Source organism: Williamsia sp. z71 (genome assembly GCF_059553375.1).
Genome location: NZ_JCANWX010000006.1, coordinates 250,197 through 265,865, shown reverse-complemented (window position 1 = coordinate 265,865; position 15,669 = coordinate 250,197). Strand labels below are relative to the sequence as shown.

Sequence of the window (15,669 nt, the reverse complement as noted above, 5' to 3'; positions counted from 1 at the left end):
CCCGATGACTCTGCTTCGTCGTATCGGGCAGTACCTGCTGGTCCTCTGGGCAGCGGTCACGCTCAATTTCGCGCTGCCGTATCTGGCGCCGGGAGATCCGGTTCAGTATCTGTACGGCGGCGAGGAGGGGAACCTCGCGCCCGAATACGTCGAGCAGATCCGGCAGAGCTACGGGCTCGACAGGTCTGTCCCCGAGCAGTACCTCTCCTTCTGGGGAGGACTGCTGCGGGGCGACCTGGGAATGTCTGTCGGACACAACCGTCCGGTGTGGGACGTGCTGATGGAGAAGCTGCCCTGGACGCTGGCGCTGGTGGGTACCGCGATGCTCATCGCCGCAGTGCTGGGGACCCTCCTCGGCACCTGGGCCGCGTGGCGTCGCGGTACCAAGCGTGAGACGGCGACCGTGACAGGTGTTCTCGCGATCGACTCGATGCCGGGCTTCTGGGTCGGGATGATCCTGATCGCGATCTTCTCGGTCCAGTTGGGATGGTTCCCGTCGTATGGGGCAGCACCGATCGATGCCACCGGATGGGAATGGTTCACCGCGGTTGCCGTCCGGATGGTGCTGCCGGTGCTCACGCTCGTGATCGCCGGTATCGGTGGGTTCTTCCTGCTGGCGCGGGCGTCCACGGTAGGTGTCCTCGATGAGCCCTACATCCGGCTCGCCCGCGCCAAGGGGTTGACCGAGCGCAGGGTCGCACTCGGGCATGCACTTCGCAACGCGTTGCTGCCGGTCTTCACCAGCCTGACACTCACCGTGGGCACCTTGCTCTCCGGTGCGGTGGTGGTGGAGAGCGTCTTCGCCTATCCCGGTCTGGGACAACTCACTTACGACGCGGTCACGGCTCGCGACTATCCACTGCTTCAGGGTGCATTCCTGCTCGCGACGATCGGCATCGTCGCCGCCAACATCGTCGCCGACCTCACCTATCCGCTCATCGATCCGCGGGTGCGGCGTGAACGCATCTCTCATGAACGGAAAGAGGTCTTTGCATGAGGGGTTCCGACGCGGGCGTCACGACGGCGCTGGGCCGGACGGTCTCGGCCCGATCCAGACGCATGGCGGTGGGCGGGGGATCGATCCTCGCGGTCCTGGTCCTGTGTGCCGTCGCCGCGCCGGTTCTGGCTCCCCATGATCCGGCCGAGCGGGTCACCCGACCGTTCGCCCGGCCGTCCGCCGAGCACTGGCTCGGTGCCGACGATGTGGGGCACGACCTGCTCAGTCAGCTGATCCACGGTGCCCGGATCTCGTTGTTGGTCGGAATCGTCGCTGCCCTGGCCGCAACGGTGATCGGTGCGCTGGTCGGCGTGGTGGCGGGCTACTCCCGGGGCTGGGTCGATGCGGTGTTGATGCGCATCGTCGACGTGATCCTGACCCTTCCGGTCCTGCCGCTGACCATCGTCATCGGTGTCTTCGTCGGACCCGGGATCGGCACCCAGATCCTGGTCATCTCGGCGGTGCTGTGGGCCGGACTGGCCAGGGAACTGCGGTCGCAGGTTCTGTCGCTGCGCGAACGGGACCACATCCAGTCCCTGAAATCCATGGGGGCCGGTTCCGGTTACATTCTGCGCCGGCATGTTTCGCGCGCCGTATTCCCGCTGGTCATCCCGCAGTTCATCCTTGCGGCCAAGACTGCGATCCTGCTCGAGGCCTCCTTGGCATTTCTCGGTCTCGGTGACATATCCTCTGCCAGTTGGGGTTCCATGCTCGCGATGGCAAATGCGCGGAGTGCGTTCCTCACTGATGCCTGGCTCTGGTGGATCATGCCGCCGGGCATCGCAATCGCGTTGACCGTCATGGCGTTTGCCCTCATCGGAAACGCGCTCGAGGAGCGTTCACGGCCGGTACTGGGCAGGCGTGAGAAGCGCGAACGCCGTCGTCCTGTCGATACGAGAGAATCGGCAGCCCGGTGTGAGGATGACGGCTTCGCTCCGCTCCGGATCGAAGACCTGACCGTCTCGTACGGCCCCGGCTGCGCTGGGGTACACACGGTGTCGTTGTCCGTCGCCGCCGGCGAGATCGTGGCGTTGGTGGGCGGGTCGGGGAGTGGCAAGTCGACGGTGGCATCATCGGCTGTCGGACTGCTTCCCCCGGCTGCCGAAATCCTGAACGGCTCGGTCGAGGTCGAGGGGCGCGAGATCACGACGATGTCGGCGGCCGACCTACGGGCCATGCGCGGCAATCGGATTGCTCTCGTCCCGCAGGAAGCGATGAGTGCACTGAACCCGGTGCGTACCGTGGGCGCACAGTTGATCGAAGCGATGATGGCGCACGGGACGTACACGCGACGAGCAGCACGCGTTCGCGCCGCGGAACTGCTGGTCCTCGTCGGGATCGACGCCGCCCGGATCGATGCCTACCCACACCAGCTTTCCGGGGGCATGCGGCAACGAGTGGTCATCGCCATGGCATTGGTCAACGATCCTGCGGTCCTGATCGCGGACGAGCCGACCAGCGGCCTCGACGTGCTGATGGAGGTCGAGATCTTGTCCTTGCTGACGGACCTGCGAGAGAAACTGAACGTGGGCATGTTGATCGTCTCGCACAACCTGCGTGCGATGGAATCGATCGCGGACCGGATCGCGGTGATGAAGGACGGCGAGATCGTCGAGACCGGTTCGACCGCAAAGATCATCGGGGACGCGGAGCATCCGTACACCCGGAGTCTGATCGACTCCGTCGTCAGGTTGGAGCCGGCGCCGGAACTGGAGGCCGCGCGATGAGTCTGCTCGAGATCACCGGCCTCGGCGTCTCGTTCCACGGACGACCCGCCGTGGCAGATGTGAACCTGAGGGTCGACGCGGGCGAATCCGTAGCCCTCGTCGGTGGTTCCGGCGCCGGAAAGTCGACCGTGGCCCGCGTGGTGGCAGGACTCGAGGTGCCCTGTACCGGTGCGGTGCGGTTCGACGGCACTGACATCGTCGGCACGCGCCGCGCCGTCGCCCGCCGCGTCCGCCGGGACATGCATCTGGTCTTCCAGGACCCGTATGCGTCTTTGCCGCCAACCCTGACCGTTGCCGACATCGTCGCCGAACCCATGGTGATCCACCGGATCGGTAGCCCGGCCGGCCGCAGAGATGCCGTGCTGCGAGCACTGGAGTCGGTCAATCTCGCTCCGGCCGTTCGCTATTCGGGCCGATATGTGCACGAGCTGTCCGGTGGTGAGCGCCAGCGGGTGGCATTCGCCCGCGCGATCGTGACCGGACCCAAGCTCATCATGGCCGACGAACCGACGAGTGGGCTCGACGCCTCGCTGCGGGTCGAAATCGTCGACTTGATGGAGCGACTGTGCCGCGAGGAGGCAATCGCGATCATCCACATCACCCATGACCTGGCCCTGGCTCAGCGGGGCTCACACCGAATCGCAGTGATGCAGAACGGGCAGGTGGTCGAGAGCGGTTCGGTCGAATCGGTTCTCGGGAGGCCCCGGCATCCGTATACCGCAGCGCTGGTGGCAGCAGCCGGCCATCGGCACGTATCGACAAAGGAGGAAATATGACGCAATTCGCGTTGGTGACAATGCACCCGACCGGGGAACTCTCACCTTTTGCCAGGGGTGAACTCGGCTACGAGGTGACCTCGATCGACTGCTACGACCTCTCCGACGAGTCGCTGGCGCCTCATCGGATTCTGGTGATCGGATCCAACGTCGACCAGGAACATCTGGCCCGCCATCGCGGCGTGATCCGCCGCTTCCTCGATGCGGGCAAAGTCCTGATCTTCTGCGGACATCTGAACCAGGACTGGCTCCCGGGGGCGCGACACTTCGAGCCGACGCTGCCACGCCGGCGCGCGTCGTATGTGGTGACCGAGGTGGCCGACCATCCGGTGTTCGCCGGAGTCGAACTCGCACACATGACCGAAAGGCGCGGCGTCGCCGGCTTTTTCGCCCGTGGGCACCATCCCGTCCCGGACGGCGCGGAGCCGCTGGTGCATCTGATCGGGGGCCAGCCGGTGACCTATGTCGACCGAGTGTCCACGGCGGGCACGATCTTCGTACATGCAACCGGTGACCTTTTCGGATATGCCGTCGGCATCGAGGACAACACGGCGGCGAGGATCCCCGGACAACTTGCCCGGTGGGCTGCAGACGAGGCGCAATCTTTGCAGGAGCAACCGCTGCGCAGCGGGCGTCCTGTCGACGAGTGGGAACCGGTGCCTGCGAGCCCGTCCACCGCAACCGGCCAGGGCCTCGCGGCGGTCTACGGCGGAAACTCGCATCACCACCGCGCGCTGACCACCGGCAAGTACGCCGAGCACCTCACCGGCGGGCTGCTGTACCTGCCGGAACTGGCCGAGACCGACCTGACCGGATACGACGGCATCATCATCCCCGAACGAATCCACCGCGGATTGCTCGATGCCGCCGCACCTCGCATCATGGAGTTGCTCGATGCCGGTGGAACGGTCGTGTCGTTCAGTGGCGGAGAACCGCTGCCGGGCTTCCTGCCCGGGGTCCGGTGGCAACACCGGCCGACCAATTACTGGTGGTGGCTCGAACCCGGGGCCGACCTCGGGATGAGCACCCCGAATCCGGAGCATTCCTTCTTCACCCATCTCGGCGTGGGGGATTGCACCTGGCACTATCACGGTGCGGTCCAGCCGCCGCCCGGAGCCGACGTCCTGCTCACGCTTCCCGACGGTGACGTGCTCGCCTACGTGGACCAGGTCAGCACCGCCGGAACGATGGTCATCGCGACACTCGATCCGATGTCCCACTACGGCGCCTACTTCATGCCGGCAACCGAACGGTTCCTCGACGGCTTCATGCCATGGATTGCCGAGTTCGCCGGATCTCCCGAGTTCACCCAAAAGAAGAATGTGAGAACTGCACCATGACGAACTCCCTCGAAGTGATCGATCAGGGCACGGCGCTCACGTTCGGATTCGATGACGCGCTGCGCTACCACGGACCGTTGGCGCCGGGCGGTGTCGCACACGCCTACAAGGTTCTCGAACGCGCCTTGCCGGTGCTGGCGCAGGATGGACCCGTCGAACGGCGGGACATCGTGATCACGACCTCTCACGGTGGCCCCGGGGTGCGGGACACCTTCGAACTCGTGACCAGGGCCGTCACCGAGGGGCGGTACACAGTTGACAGCACGTTGAGGCGACCGGAACGCGGAATGACGATGGAGATCTATGTCTTCCACCTCGACTATCGCGGGCAGAGCGTCACGCTGGTGATCCGGGAAGGGTTTGTCGTCGACGAATACATCACCCTCTCGCGCAAGGCCGATCGCAGCGCAGACGAGGACGCGCGTCTGGTCGTGGTGAAACAGGAGATGGCCGATCGCGTGATGGCTGCCCGGGCCGACGAGGTCTACGACATCGTTCCGAGTGTGCGATCGGTGTGACGATGTTCGGACGAAACTGAATACTGCGTGGTGAGCGGGACCGCGGACCGGGAGGATCGGGCCGCGGTCCCGTGTTCTGTTGAGAGGCGGAATACCTGCGGACCCCACTTAGTTGATGTCTACATGCAACTAACCTATAGTTGCATAACGCAATCAATTATTTGAAGGGGGGAGTCACCCATGGCATTGACCACAGAGGCGGCCCACGCCCTGATCGTGGATCTGCACCTGCTCGGCCGGATGATGCGGCGAGCGCTCGCGACCGACGACAACGCCGAGATCCACCAGGGTGGCCTCGGCGTACTGGCGGCGCTGGCTGCCGGTGAGCCGTGTCGGCAGATGGACCTCGCCACAGACCTGTGTCTGAGTCAGTCCGCACTCAGTCGCCACATCACCGAGCTGGTCAACAGCGGTTATGTCGCCCGGCAATCCGATCCGGAAGACGGCCGCGCGACCCGCGTATCGCTGACCCCGGCGGGGCGGGAGCTGCTGTACCGCAACCGCGATATCCGCGCCCGTGAACTCCAGAAAGTGCTCGCCGACTGGCCTGAAGCCGAGGCCGAAGCCGCACGGGTCACGGTCCAGAAACTCAAACAATCTCTGAACGACCATATGCACCGGACCGGACGACTGGAGACCGCAGCGGATGGCGAAGTAGAAAGCGAGGAAGTCTGTGTCTAGTTCGACGATGGCGGTGGAGAATCACGATCCGCTGGCGATGACCCATCAACAAGTTCTCAAGACGATGATCGGACTCCTCGCGGGCCTGTTCACCGCGCTGCTCTCCACAACGATCGTCGCGACGGCGCTCCCGACGATCATCGGTGATCTGAAGGGCTCACAGACCGCATATGCCTGGGTCATCACCACAGCTCTGCTGGCCAACGCCGCCTCGACCCCGATCTGGGGCAAACTCGCGGACATCTTCAACAAGAAGGTGCTCGTCCAGAGCGCGCTGGTGATCTTCGTTGCCGGCTCGATCATTGCCGGGTTCTCGCACAACGTGCCGATTCTGTTGGCAGCGCGGGTGATCCAGGGTGTCGGTATGGGCGGTTTGACGGCTCTGGTCGTCGCCATCATCGGCAGCATCGTCTCGCCGCGTGAACGTGGACGCTATTCGGGGTACATGGGTGCGGTCATGGCGGTGTCGATGTCCGGTGGCCCGATCCTCGGTGGTGTCATCGTCGACAGCCCACTGGGATGGCGCTGGTGCTTCTTCGTGTGTGTGCCGCTTGCGGTGATCGCGCTCTTCCTGCTGCAGAAGACGCTGCACATCAAGACCGAACGCAGGGAAGACGTCTCGATCGACTGGCTCGGCGCCACGTTGCTGACCGCCGGGATCTCGGTCCTGCTGATCTGGGTCTCCTTCGCGGGCAAGGCCGGCTATTACGATTGGTTCTCCAAGGAATCCGCGCTGTATGTCGGCGCCGGTGTACTGCTCCTGCTGGCAACCGTCATGGTCGAAGCCAAGGTGAAGTCGCCGATCATCCCGCTCAAGATCGTCGTCGAGCGGACCACCGGACTGGCAATCATCGCCTCGATCGCCGTCGGGCTGGGAATGTTCGGCGCCACCACGTTCCTCGGCCAGTACTTCCAGACCGCCCGCGGCTTCTCTCCGACACTGGCGGGCGTCCTGTCCATCCCGATGGTTGCGGGCATGCTGCTCGGATCAGTCGGTTCGGGCCAGCTGATCAGCCGCTTCGGTAAGTGGAAGCCGTACATGCTCGTCGGTTCGACGTTGCTGATCGTCGGATTCGGCCTGCTGGGGACGATCGATCACGCAACCAACCTGTGGCTGGTCGGAGCATTCACGATGGTCGTCGGACTCGGCACCGGCATGCTGATGCAGAACCTGGTCCTCGTCGTTCAGAACACCGTCAGTGTTCGCAACATCGGTGCGGCCTCGAGCAACGTCGCGTTCTTCCGAACATTCGGTGGCGCTGTCGGTGTCTCGGTCCTCGGTTCGGTACTGGCCACCAGGGTCGCCGATCTGTCGGCTTCCGGATTGTCCGAACTGGGCATCTCCGGCGCTTCCGGCGGGGGCAACCTCGACATCGGTGCATTGCCTGATCCGGTTCAGACGGTTGTGCGAGCGGCCTATGGCGATGCCACCAGCGCGATCTTCCTGATCGCGGCGGTCGCAGCGGTGGTCGCGTTGATCGCAGTGGCGTTTCTCCCGAATCGGCCTCTACGCACGACCATCGACATCTCTGCAGATGAGGATCCGATGCGCGAAGGCGGCACGCCGCCGCGGGACCTGGTCGACGCCTGACCTACCGCCCGCGCCGCGAACGATCCGGATATACGAAGACGAGCCAGAATTATGTGGCTCGTCTTCGTGTATCCGCTCGTTTGCAGCTGGGAGACGCGCTGATGACGTGTATTGCGCCCATACTGTTTGGTGACGGTCACGCCCGGGAAAGCTGGAACCGAATCCGGCTCACTCACACGCCGCTGTCGATATGCCCGGTTTCGGGTCACGCGGTAACCCAATGGGAGACGACATGAACGAACTCCACCACATAGACCTGCACGGCGAGCGTGTCGCATATCGAGACGAGGGGAGCGGTGAGGTCCTCCTGCTGATCCACGGGATGGCAGGCAGTTCGACGACCTGGCGCGCGGTGGCGCCGCTGCTGGCCCGCACCCATCGGGTGATCGCACCCGATCTGCCCGGCCACGGCGAGTCCGGGAAGCCACGTGGCGACTACTCACTCGGTTCCTTCGCCGCGACCCTGCGGGATCTGCTGCGCGCACTCGGGATCGACAAGGCCACCGTCATCGGTCAGTCGCTCGGCGGCGGCGTCGCCATGCAATTCACGTACCAGCACCCCGAATACTGCGAGCGCCTTGTCTTGATCGGTAGCGGCGGACTCGGTCCGGACGTCAACTGGACCCTGCGGCTCCTGGCGGCTCCCGGGGCCGAGTTCGTGTTGCCCGTCATCGCGCCGAAGCCGATCCTGGCAGCGGGAAACAAGATCGGGTCGTGGATGGGCTCGCTCGGAATCCAGTCACCGCGCGCGACGGAGACGTGGCGGTCCTATTCGTCGCTCTCCGACCGGGAAACCCGGCAGGCATTCCTGCGGACGCTGCGTTCGGTCGTCGACCATCGCGGCCAGGCGGTCAGTGCGATGAACCGGTTGTACCTGAATTCGGAATTACCCACGCTGCTCATCTGGGGTGATGCCGACAAGATCATCCCGGTCGCGCACGGCTACGCCGCACACGAGGCCATTCCGGGCAGTCGGCTCGAGGTCTTGCCCGGCGTCGGACACTATCCGCATGTCGAGGCGCCGCTGACGGTGGTGGACATCCTGGAGGACTTCCTCGGAGTCGCACCCGCACGGGCGCGTACCACCAGCTGAGGTCACCAGCTCGGACGGAGCCGCCCGGGACCGGACAGGACATTCAACGACCTGACGAATGTGTCGAAGTCTTTACGCGGCAGCTGTTCGTGCCAGGAATCGACACATTCTTCGGCGGACTCCTGTGCCGCCCGCGTGCACGCCTGTCCGCGTGGGGTGAGGCTGATCAGCTGGATGCGGCGGTCGGTGTCGCTGGCCTCCTTGGTCAGGTAGCCGCGTTCGATGAGGTAAGAGATCAGTTGGGCGGCTGCCTGTTTGGTCACCTGTAACTGCTCGGCGATGTCCGTGGCGGTGGTCGGGCCCGAGGACGCTGCGGCGAAAAGAAACCCGTGAACCGGTCGGACGTCGGTGAAACCGCGTCGGACCATGCCGTCCTGTATCCCGTCGACCAATTGTGCCGACAGTCTCAGGAGGGAAGAGGCAGATTGCCAGTCGGTATCGGTCATGGGACAAGTATGCCATCGACAGACAAGCTCCTTGTCTATATGGTCAAGAGGCTTGTCTATCGCCTACCTGGAGGTTTCCCATGCCGATCATCTCGTCCACCGATGCCACGGTTTTCTCCGTGCACGGAAGCACTTTTCGCGCCTATGTGAATCCAACTCGGGGCAGCGAACAACTCTGCGCCTGGCGCCTGGAAGTACCGGCCCGTCAGATCGGCGTCGCCCACCGGCCCGATCGGGAAGAGGTTCTGCTGATCCTGCACGGGGACCTGCAGGTGACTCTCGACGGTGTGCACGCGACAGCGCGGACCGGAGACGTCGTCGTGATCGGCGCGCACAGCGAGGTCAGGATCGATGGCGGCACCGAGGCCGCGGCGGTATGGGTGAGTACCACCGCGGGGTTGACGGCCACGACCTCCGACGGCGACGTCATCGCGCCGCCCTGGGCTCGGTGAACCAGTTGCGCTGGAAACGGACATCGGTGGCCCACACGATAATCCAGGTGAGAACGGATCTGCCGGCTTGCTAACGTCAAACCTGTGACTGCCCCATGCTGACCCGCTTGCTCCGCACCTACATGGGTGCCTATCGGTCCCAGCTGATCTGGGTTGTCGTACTGCAACTGGTGGCAACCGCCGCGATGCTGTACCTGCCCACCCTGAACGCCGACATCATCGATTACGGAGTGGCCAAGGGAGACACCGGCTACATCCTGCGGATCGGCGGCTGGATGTTGGCGGTCTCGCTGGTCCAGGTCTGCGCCTCGATCGCGGCGACATACTTCGGCGCCCGGGCCGCACTCGGGGCCGGCCGCGACATCCGCCACGATCTGCTGCATCGGGTCGACAGCTTTTCGGCCCGCGAGGTCGGCACATTCGGGGCGCCGTCGCTCATCACCCGGACGACCAACGACGTCCAGCAGGTCCAGATGGTCGGAGTGATGGCCTGTTCGATGCTCGTGACGGCACCCATCATGTGTATCGGGGGCATCGTGCTGGGTATCGGCGTCGGCGGCAAGCTGGCCTGGGTTCTGGTGGTGGCAGTGCCCTTCCTCGGCGTGAGCATGGCCTACATCATCTATCGGATGGTGCCGGGCTATCGCGCCATGCAGACCCGCATCGATGTGGTCAACCGGGTCCTGCGCGAGCAGATCACCGGCATCCGGGTGGTTCGCGCCTTCGTCCGGGAACCGCATGAACGCGCCCGCTTCTCCCGGGCCAACGATGACCTCACGAACGCGTCGCTCTATGTCGGCCGGCTGATGGCGCTGATGTTCCCGTCGGTCCTGCTGATCACCAACGTGACCATCGTGGTCATCATCTGGTTCGGTGGACATCTGATCGAGGACGGGAGCGTTCAGATCGGCGCCCTGACCGCGATGATCGCCTACGTCACCCAGATCCTGATGGCCGTCATGATGGCGTCGTTCCTGGCGATGATGGCGCCGCGGGCGGCGGTGTGTGCCGAACGGATCTACGAGGTGCTGGAGACCGAATCGTCGGTTGTTCCGCCGACCCTCCCGACACCCATGCGTGCCGATGCCGGATTCGTCGAAGTGCGTTCGGCGCGTTTCCAGTATCCGGGCGCCGACGAACCGGTCATCCGCGACATCACGTTCACCGCCCGTCCGGGGACGACCACCGCCATCGTCGGGTCGACCGGTTCGGGCAAGACCACCCTGCTGTCGCTGGTGCCGCGCCTGATCGATGTCACCGGAGGCGCGGTGTTCGTAGGCGGCACCGACGTCCGAGACCTCGACCCGGCCGTGCTTCGAGACGAGATCGGATTGGTCCCGCAGCGGCCCTACCTGTTCTCCGGGACCGTCGCGTCCAACCTGAGGTACGGCAAGGAGGACGCCACCGAGGAAGAGATGTGGGAGGCGTTGACCGTCGCCCAGGCGGCCGACTTCGTCCGCGACATGCCCGATCAGCTGGAGACCAAGATCGCCCAGGGGGGCACCACGGTGTCCGGCGGTCAGCGGCAGCGCCTGGCGATCGCCCGTGCACTGATCCGAAAACCGAAGATCTATCTGTTCGACGACTCGTTCTCCGCGCTCGACCTCAGCACCGATGCGCGTCTGCGGGCGGCCCTGCGTCCGGCCACCCGGGAGGCATGCGTGCTCATCGTGGCTCAGCGGATCACCACGATCGCCGACGCAGATCAGATCGTCGTCCTCGATTGCGGTGCCGTCGTGGGGATCGGCACGCACGACGAATTGCTGGAGACCTGTCCGACCTATGCGGAGATCGTGCAGTCGCAGCTGTCGGTGGAGGGTCGGGCATGACGCGGGCGGGAGGTGGCGGCGGACCGTCGATGGGTGCCGTCCCGGTGGAGAAGCCCAGGTCGTTCGGCCCGTCCGTCAAGCGGGTGTTGCGCATGTTGGTCGTGCGCCGGTTGGCGGTGTCCGTGATGGCGTTCTTCGCGGTCACCTCTGTGGTGCTGACCGCCGTCGGGCCGCTGTTGCTCGGACATGCCACCGACCTGATCTTCGCCGGGGTCATCGGCGATCAGTTGCCCGCCGGCCAGAGCAAGGAGCAGGCGGTCGAGGCCCTTCGGGACCGAGGCGACAACACGTTTGCCGACATGGTCTCGTCGATGGACCTCGTCCCAGGTGTGGGTATCGACTTCGGTGATGTTGCGCGGGTCCTGATGCTGGTTCTGGTCCTGTACTTCGTGTCCGCGGTGTTGAGCTGGGGGATGGGCCGGGTGCTCAACGTCCTGACCCAGCGCACGGTCAGTGAGTTACGCGCCGAGGTGGAGGCAAAAATCCATCGGCTGCCGTTGCGGTATTTCGACGGCAATCAGCGCGGCGACATGTTGAGCCGGGTCACCAACGACCTCGACAACGTCTCGCAGAGCCTGCAGCAGACGATCGCCCAGGTCCTCAACTCCGTTCTGACGGTGCTCGCGATCCTGGTGATGATGGTCTGGATCTCGCCGCTGCTCTCGCTCATCGCGATCGTCACGATTCCGTTGGCCGTCCTGGTCACCGCGATGGTGGCCAGGAGGTCCAAGCCGCACTTCATGGCGCAGTGGTCCAACACTGGCCGACTCAACGGCCAAGTGGAAGAGGCCTTCTCCGGCCACGAACTGATCAAGGCGTTCGGGCGGCAGGAAGATGTCGAGCGGCGGTTCGACGAACGTAACGAAAAGTTGTACAACGCCAGCTGGAAAGCCCAGTTCATCTCCGGGATCATCATGCCCGCCATCATGTTCCTCGGAAACCTCAACTACGTGGCCATCGCCGTGGTCGGTGGACTACGGGTGGCCGCGGGGTCGCTGAGTCTGGGCGATGTGCAGGCGTTCATCCAGTACTCGCGGCAATTCACCCAACCGCTGACCCAGATCGGGTCGATGGTCAACCTGATGCAGAGCGGGGTGGCCTCGGCGGAACGGATCTTCGACATCCTCGATGCCGAAGAACAGACCCCGGATCCGGTGACTCCCGAGTCCCCGGCGAGCAGTAAGGGGCTCATCACTTTCGACGACGTGTCATTCCGGTACGTGCCCGAACGCCCACTGATCGAAAACCTGTCACTGGTGGCCAAACCCGGGCACATGGTGGCCATCGTCGGGCCGACCGGCGCGGGCAAGACCACATTGGTGAACCTGATCATGCGTTTCTACGACGTGGATTCGGGGACGATCAAGCTCGACGGGGTGGACACCTCGCATATGACGCGTGACGATCTGCGGGAGCGGACCGGCATGGTGCTGCAGGACTCGTGGTTGTTCGGCGGATCCATTCGCGACAACATCGCCTACGGTGATCCCGACGCCGACGATGAGGCGATCATGGAGGCCGCCCGCGTCAGCCACGTGGATCACTTCGTGCGGGTTCTGCCCCACGGCTACGACACCGTCATCGATGAAGAGGGCGGCGGCGTCAGCGCGGGTGAGAAGCAGTTGATCACCATCGCCCGGGCGTTCTTGGCGAAGCCGACGTTGCTCATCCTCGATGAGGCGACCAGTTCCGTCGACACCCGCACCGAACTGCTGATCCAGAAGGCAATGGCGGCACTGCGTTCCGATCGTACGAGTTTTGTCATCGCGCACCGCTTGTCGACGGTTCGCGACGCCGACACGATCCTGGTGATGGAGCGGGGCCGGATCGTCGAGCAGGGCTCACACGACGAACTCCTCGTTGCCCAAGGTGCCTACTACCGCTTGTACAACAGCCAGTTCACCGGGCCCATCGAAACCGAAGAAGACGAGGCCGAAGAGTTCGAGACGCCGGAGTTGTCGAAGAGCTGACCGCGCGCCCCCGGGCCAGATGCTGCCGGCGTCGCCGCTACGGGTTGCCGAACTCGACGTCGCCGGTGTAACCGACCATCCACCCGACGCCGTATTTGTCGGTACACATGCCGAAGCGCTCGGCCCATTCGACCTTGTCCAGCGGCATGGACACGTCGCCGCCTGCGGACAGACCGTTGAACAGTCGGTCGGCCTCATCGGCGCTGTCGGCCTCGACCGAGACGAGAAAGTTGGTGCCCGCCGAGACCGTGCCCATCTGCTCGGGGACATCGGATCCCATGAGCACGCTGTCACCGAGGGGCAACGCGACGTGGGCAACGCCGTTCTTCTGCTCCTCGGTCATCTCCATGTTGCCGGGATCCATGTCGCTGAAGCGGGCCAGCATCAATTCACCGCCGAACACGGACTGATAGAACGTGAAGACCTCTTCGGTGTTGCCGTTGAAGTTCAGGTACGGATTGGCTGATTTCATGGGGGGTTCCCTTCTCGCGTGGGGGCGTCATTCGATGTCCAGGGGAAATGAGTGGTGCTCGTGAGTCACCGTCCAGCGCCCGTTCTCTTTGCGTAATCCGATGGTGAGCCGTAGTCGCCGATCGGGGTTCTCGGCGAAGTCGTCAGCGGTACCGCAGCGCAGCAACAGGTGCGCGAACGCGACGTCGTCGCCGGCGGTGATGTTCGCCTCGACGATGTCGAAGGTTGCCCCGCAGGCCTGCCACCGGAAGAACTGTGGCCACGTCTGCCGGTATTCGTCGATGCCCCGAACGCCGTCGTCCGGCGGTGGAACGTCGAACATGACGATGTCGGGCGAGTGGTCGGCGACGACTGCGTCGAGGTCGCCGCTACGCACAGCCTGCGCCCACCGGTCGATGAGGTCGCGGATCTGCGCAATCTCTGCGGATCCGGTGTCAACGGTCGTTGCGGTGTTCTCGGACATGGTCTGGAAACCTCTCTGACGGTCGCAACCGTCCTCGAGTTTGTGATCCTCACCCTGATCTGACCATCCGCACGCCGAGAAATCATCGGTATGACACGTTCGATGTCAGCGGATCATCACCTCGGTGCCGGTGTCCACCCCAGCTTCGGACCGAGGTGCTCCGCCATGTCGGTGAGGATCTGCAGGTAGTCGGGATTGTCGAAGGAGAACGGCAATGCGAAGGTCGCCTCCTTCGTCCGCTGAAAGCCCGCATGGGAGAACAGCTGATCGGCGATTTCCTCCGAGGTGCCCACGATGTCGGGGGCGAAGAGCATCTTGCGTGGACCTTGCGGGGACAGCGTCCGGTCGAAACGGGCCGCGGCATAGGCCCGATACTTCCGAATCTGATCAGGTGTGGCCGAGTCGGTGGGGATCACCACCAAACCCTGTGAGACACGCGCTTTCTCGGGTTGCTGATGGTGCGCTCGATAGGCATCGATGTGCTGGGCCTGAATGGTTGCGAAATCCAGGGAATCCGATCCTTCGGCGGTGACAACCGAACTCGTCAGATAATTCAGCCCCTGCTGCCCGGCCCAGATCGCCGACGACAGCATCCCGCCGTACCAGAGACGGTCGATCAACCCGGGGGAGTGCGGTTGGACGATGCGTGAGAATTCTTCTATCCCAACGGTTCCCTCGAAAGCGCTCACCGGTACGCCGCGCAGGTTGTCCATGAGCCTGCGGACACGGTCCTTGCTGAAGTTCTCGATCGCGTGTGTCTCGGGGTACAGGCTTGTCTTGAAGTCGTCGTAGCGCATCGGGGTACCGACGGAGACACCGGGATTGAGTCGTCCGCCGGAGAGGAGGTCGACCGTGGCGAGGTCTTCGGCCAGGCGCAGGGGATTCTCGAGACCGAGTGGGATGACGGCGGTGCCGAGATCGATTCGACTGGTCCGCTGGGTGGCGGCGGCAAGGACCGCAACAGGTGACGAGATCCCGAATTGCAGATGTCGATGGCGCAGCCAGACACTGTCGAATCCCAGATCCTCGGCGAGTTCGATGATTCTCAGGGTCGACTCGTGGCCGGCGGCCGGCCGGGCGGGATCGAACCGCCCGATCGTGAGAAAACCGAGTTTTTCCAGGGGTTCACCGGGTGATGGCACCGTTATCGTCCTTCGTGTCGGGATGCTGCGGGCGCGGGGCCGGAGTGCAACAGCAAGTCCTTGTCTTCGGATGGGCACTCTGCTTTCATTACGCAACCAGCCAATCGTAATCTGCGTCACAGTTCGAAGGCGGCGCGCAAGCGTCCGGAGGGGTATCGGTGACACCAGACCAA

15 protein-coding genes are annotated in these 15,669 nt (G+C 64.2%); 11 read left to right on the top strand and 4 right to left on the bottom strand.

Annotated elements, in window-relative coordinates:
• Nucleotides 1–4: 4 nt before the first annotated feature.
• The 8 genes from AC51GR_RS16425 (at nucleotide 5) to AC51GR_RS16390 (ending at nucleotide 8,723) form a co-directional block, all read left to right on the top strand.
• Nucleotides 5–997 (top strand): ABC transporter permease, encoded by a 993-nt coding sequence (locus AC51GR_RS16425; RefSeq protein WP_496325696.1) that lies wholly within the window; start codon nucleotides 5–7, stop codon nucleotides 995–997.
• Nucleotides 994–2,724: a dipeptide/oligopeptide/nickel ABC transporter permease/ATP-binding protein gene (locus tag AC51GR_RS16420; protein ID WP_496325695.1), complete on the top strand. Its 1,731-nt coding sequence runs from the start codon at nucleotides 994–996 to the stop codon at nucleotides 2,722–2,724. The genes AC51GR_RS16425 and AC51GR_RS16420 overlap by 4 nt, the downstream gene beginning before the upstream one ends.
• Nucleotides 2,721–3,500, top strand: coding sequence for an ABC transporter ATP-binding protein (locus tag AC51GR_RS16415; protein ID WP_496325694.1), 780 nt, complete (start codon nucleotides 2,721–2,723; stop codon nucleotides 3,498–3,500). The genes AC51GR_RS16420 and AC51GR_RS16415 overlap by 4 nt, the downstream gene beginning before the upstream one ends.
• Nucleotides 3,497–4,840 (top strand): hypothetical protein, encoded by a 1,344-nt coding sequence (locus tag AC51GR_RS16410; RefSeq protein ID WP_496325693.1) that lies wholly within the window; start codon nucleotides 3,497–3,499, stop codon nucleotides 4,838–4,840. Before AC51GR_RS16415 ends, AC51GR_RS16410 begins: the two co-directional genes overlap by 4 nt.
• Nucleotides 4,837–5,358, top strand: a complete 522-nt coding sequence (locus tag AC51GR_RS16405) for a hypothetical protein (protein ID WP_496325692.1) — start codon at nucleotides 4,837–4,839, stop codon at nucleotides 5,356–5,358. Before AC51GR_RS16410 ends, AC51GR_RS16405 begins: the two co-directional genes overlap by 4 nt.
• Nucleotides 5,359–5,538: 180 nt before the next feature.
• Nucleotides 5,539–6,039, top strand: coding sequence for a MarR family winged helix-turn-helix transcriptional regulator (locus tag AC51GR_RS16400; RefSeq protein WP_496325691.1), 501 nt, complete (start codon nucleotides 5,539–5,541; stop codon nucleotides 6,037–6,039).
• Between the two features lie 37 nt (nucleotides 6,040–6,076).
• A complete protein-coding gene (locus tag AC51GR_RS16395; protein ID WP_496325887.1) occupies nucleotides 6,077–7,630 on the top strand; it encodes an MDR family MFS transporter in 1,554 nt (517 codons plus the stop codon).
• A 232-nt stretch (nucleotides 7,631–7,862) separates the two neighbouring features.
• Nucleotides 7,863–8,723 (top strand): alpha/beta fold hydrolase, encoded by an 861-nt coding sequence (locus AC51GR_RS16390; RefSeq protein ID WP_496325690.1) that lies wholly within the window; start codon nucleotides 7,863–7,865, stop codon nucleotides 8,721–8,723.
• Nucleotides 8,724–8,725: 2 nt separating this feature from the next.
• On the opposite strand, the gene AC51GR_RS16385 is transcribed toward AC51GR_RS16390, so the two are convergent.
• Nucleotides 8,726–9,169, bottom strand: coding sequence for a MarR family winged helix-turn-helix transcriptional regulator (locus AC51GR_RS16385; protein ID WP_496325689.1), 444 nt, complete (start codon nucleotides 9,167–9,169; stop codon nucleotides 8,726–8,728).
• 80 nt (nucleotides 9,170–9,249) lie between these two features.
• Here AC51GR_RS16385 and AC51GR_RS16380 point away from each other — a divergent pair, with 80 nt between their 5' ends.
• The 3 genes from AC51GR_RS16380 (at nucleotide 9,250) to AC51GR_RS16370 (ending at nucleotide 13,420) form a co-directional block, all read left to right on the top strand.
• Nucleotides 9,250–9,621, top strand: coding sequence for a cupin domain-containing protein (locus AC51GR_RS16380; protein WP_496325688.1), 372 nt, complete (start codon nucleotides 9,250–9,252; stop codon nucleotides 9,619–9,621).
• Nucleotides 9,622–9,716: 95 nt separating this feature from the next.
• Entirely contained in the window at nucleotides 9,717–11,450 is a 1,734-nt protein-coding gene (locus tag AC51GR_RS16375; RefSeq protein WP_496325687.1) for an ABC transporter ATP-binding protein, read from the top strand.
• Nucleotides 11,447–13,420, top strand: a complete 1,974-nt coding sequence (locus tag AC51GR_RS16370; protein ID WP_496325686.1) for an ABC transporter ATP-binding protein — start codon at nucleotides 11,447–11,449, stop codon at nucleotides 13,418–13,420. Before AC51GR_RS16375 ends, AC51GR_RS16370 begins: the two co-directional genes overlap by 4 nt.
• Nucleotides 13,421–13,457: 37 nt before the next feature.
• Here the strand turns inward: AC51GR_RS16370 and AC51GR_RS16365 are convergent, their stop codons facing one another.
• The 3 genes from AC51GR_RS16365 to AC51GR_RS16355 all read right to left on the bottom strand — a co-directional run bounded on the left by AC51GR_RS16365 (nucleotide 13,458) and on the right by AC51GR_RS16355 (nucleotide 15,496).
• Nucleotides 13,458–13,892, bottom strand: a complete 435-nt coding sequence (locus AC51GR_RS16365; protein ID WP_496325685.1) for a VOC family protein — start codon at nucleotides 13,890–13,892, stop codon at nucleotides 13,458–13,460.
• A 27-nt stretch (nucleotides 13,893–13,919) separates the two neighbouring features.
• Nucleotides 13,920–14,354, bottom strand: coding sequence for a YybH family protein (locus AC51GR_RS16360; protein ID WP_496325684.1), 435 nt, complete (start codon nucleotides 14,352–14,354; stop codon nucleotides 13,920–13,922).
• Between the two features lie 116 nt (nucleotides 14,355–14,470).
• A complete protein-coding gene (locus AC51GR_RS16355) occupies nucleotides 14,471–15,496 on the bottom strand; it encodes an LLM class flavin-dependent oxidoreductase (RefSeq protein ID WP_496325683.1) in 1,026 nt (341 codons plus the stop codon).
• Nucleotides 15,497–15,669: the final 173 nt, after the last annotated feature.

Coding starts and splice junctions, on each gene's coding strand:
- AC51GR_RS16425 (WP_496325696.1), top strand. CDS start 5: ATGACTCTGCTTCGTCGTATCGGGCAGTACCTGCTGGTCCTCTGGGCA.
- AC51GR_RS16420 (WP_496325695.1), top strand. CDS start 994: ATGAGGGGTTCCGACGCGGGCGTCACGACGGCGCTGGGCCGGACGGTC.
- AC51GR_RS16415 (WP_496325694.1), top strand. CDS start 2,721: ATGAGTCTGCTCGAGATCACCGGCCTCGGCGTCTCGTTCCACGGACGA.
- AC51GR_RS16410 (WP_496325693.1), top strand. CDS start 3,497: ATGACGCAATTCGCGTTGGTGACAATGCACCCGACCGGGGAACTCTCA.
- AC51GR_RS16405 (WP_496325692.1), top strand. CDS start 4,837: ATGACGAACTCCCTCGAAGTGATCGATCAGGGCACGGCGCTCACGTTC.
- AC51GR_RS16400 (WP_496325691.1), top strand. CDS start 5,539: ATGGCATTGACCACAGAGGCGGCCCACGCCCTGATCGTGGATCTGCAC.
- AC51GR_RS16395 (WP_496325887.1), top strand. CDS start 6,077: ATGACCCATCAACAAGTTCTCAAGACGATGATCGGACTCCTCGCGGGC.
- AC51GR_RS16390 (WP_496325690.1), top strand. CDS start 7,863: ATGAACGAACTCCACCACATAGACCTGCACGGCGAGCGTGTCGCATAT.
- AC51GR_RS16385 (WP_496325689.1), bottom strand. CDS start 9,169: ATGACCGATACCGACTGGCAATCTGCCTCTTCCCTCCTGAGACTGTCG.
- AC51GR_RS16380 (WP_496325688.1), top strand. CDS start 9,250: ATGCCGATCATCTCGTCCACCGATGCCACGGTTTTCTCCGTGCACGGA.
- AC51GR_RS16375 (WP_496325687.1), top strand. CDS start 9,717: ATGCTGACCCGCTTGCTCCGCACCTACATGGGTGCCTATCGGTCCCAG.
- AC51GR_RS16370 (WP_496325686.1), top strand. CDS start 11,447: ATGACGCGGGCGGGAGGTGGCGGCGGACCGTCGATGGGTGCCGTCCCG.
- AC51GR_RS16365 (WP_496325685.1), bottom strand. CDS start 13,892: ATGAAATCAGCCAATCCGTACCTGAACTTCAACGGCAACACCGAAGAG.
- AC51GR_RS16360 (WP_496325684.1), bottom strand. CDS start 14,354: ATGTCCGAGAACACCGCAACGACCGTTGACACCGGATCCGCAGAGATT.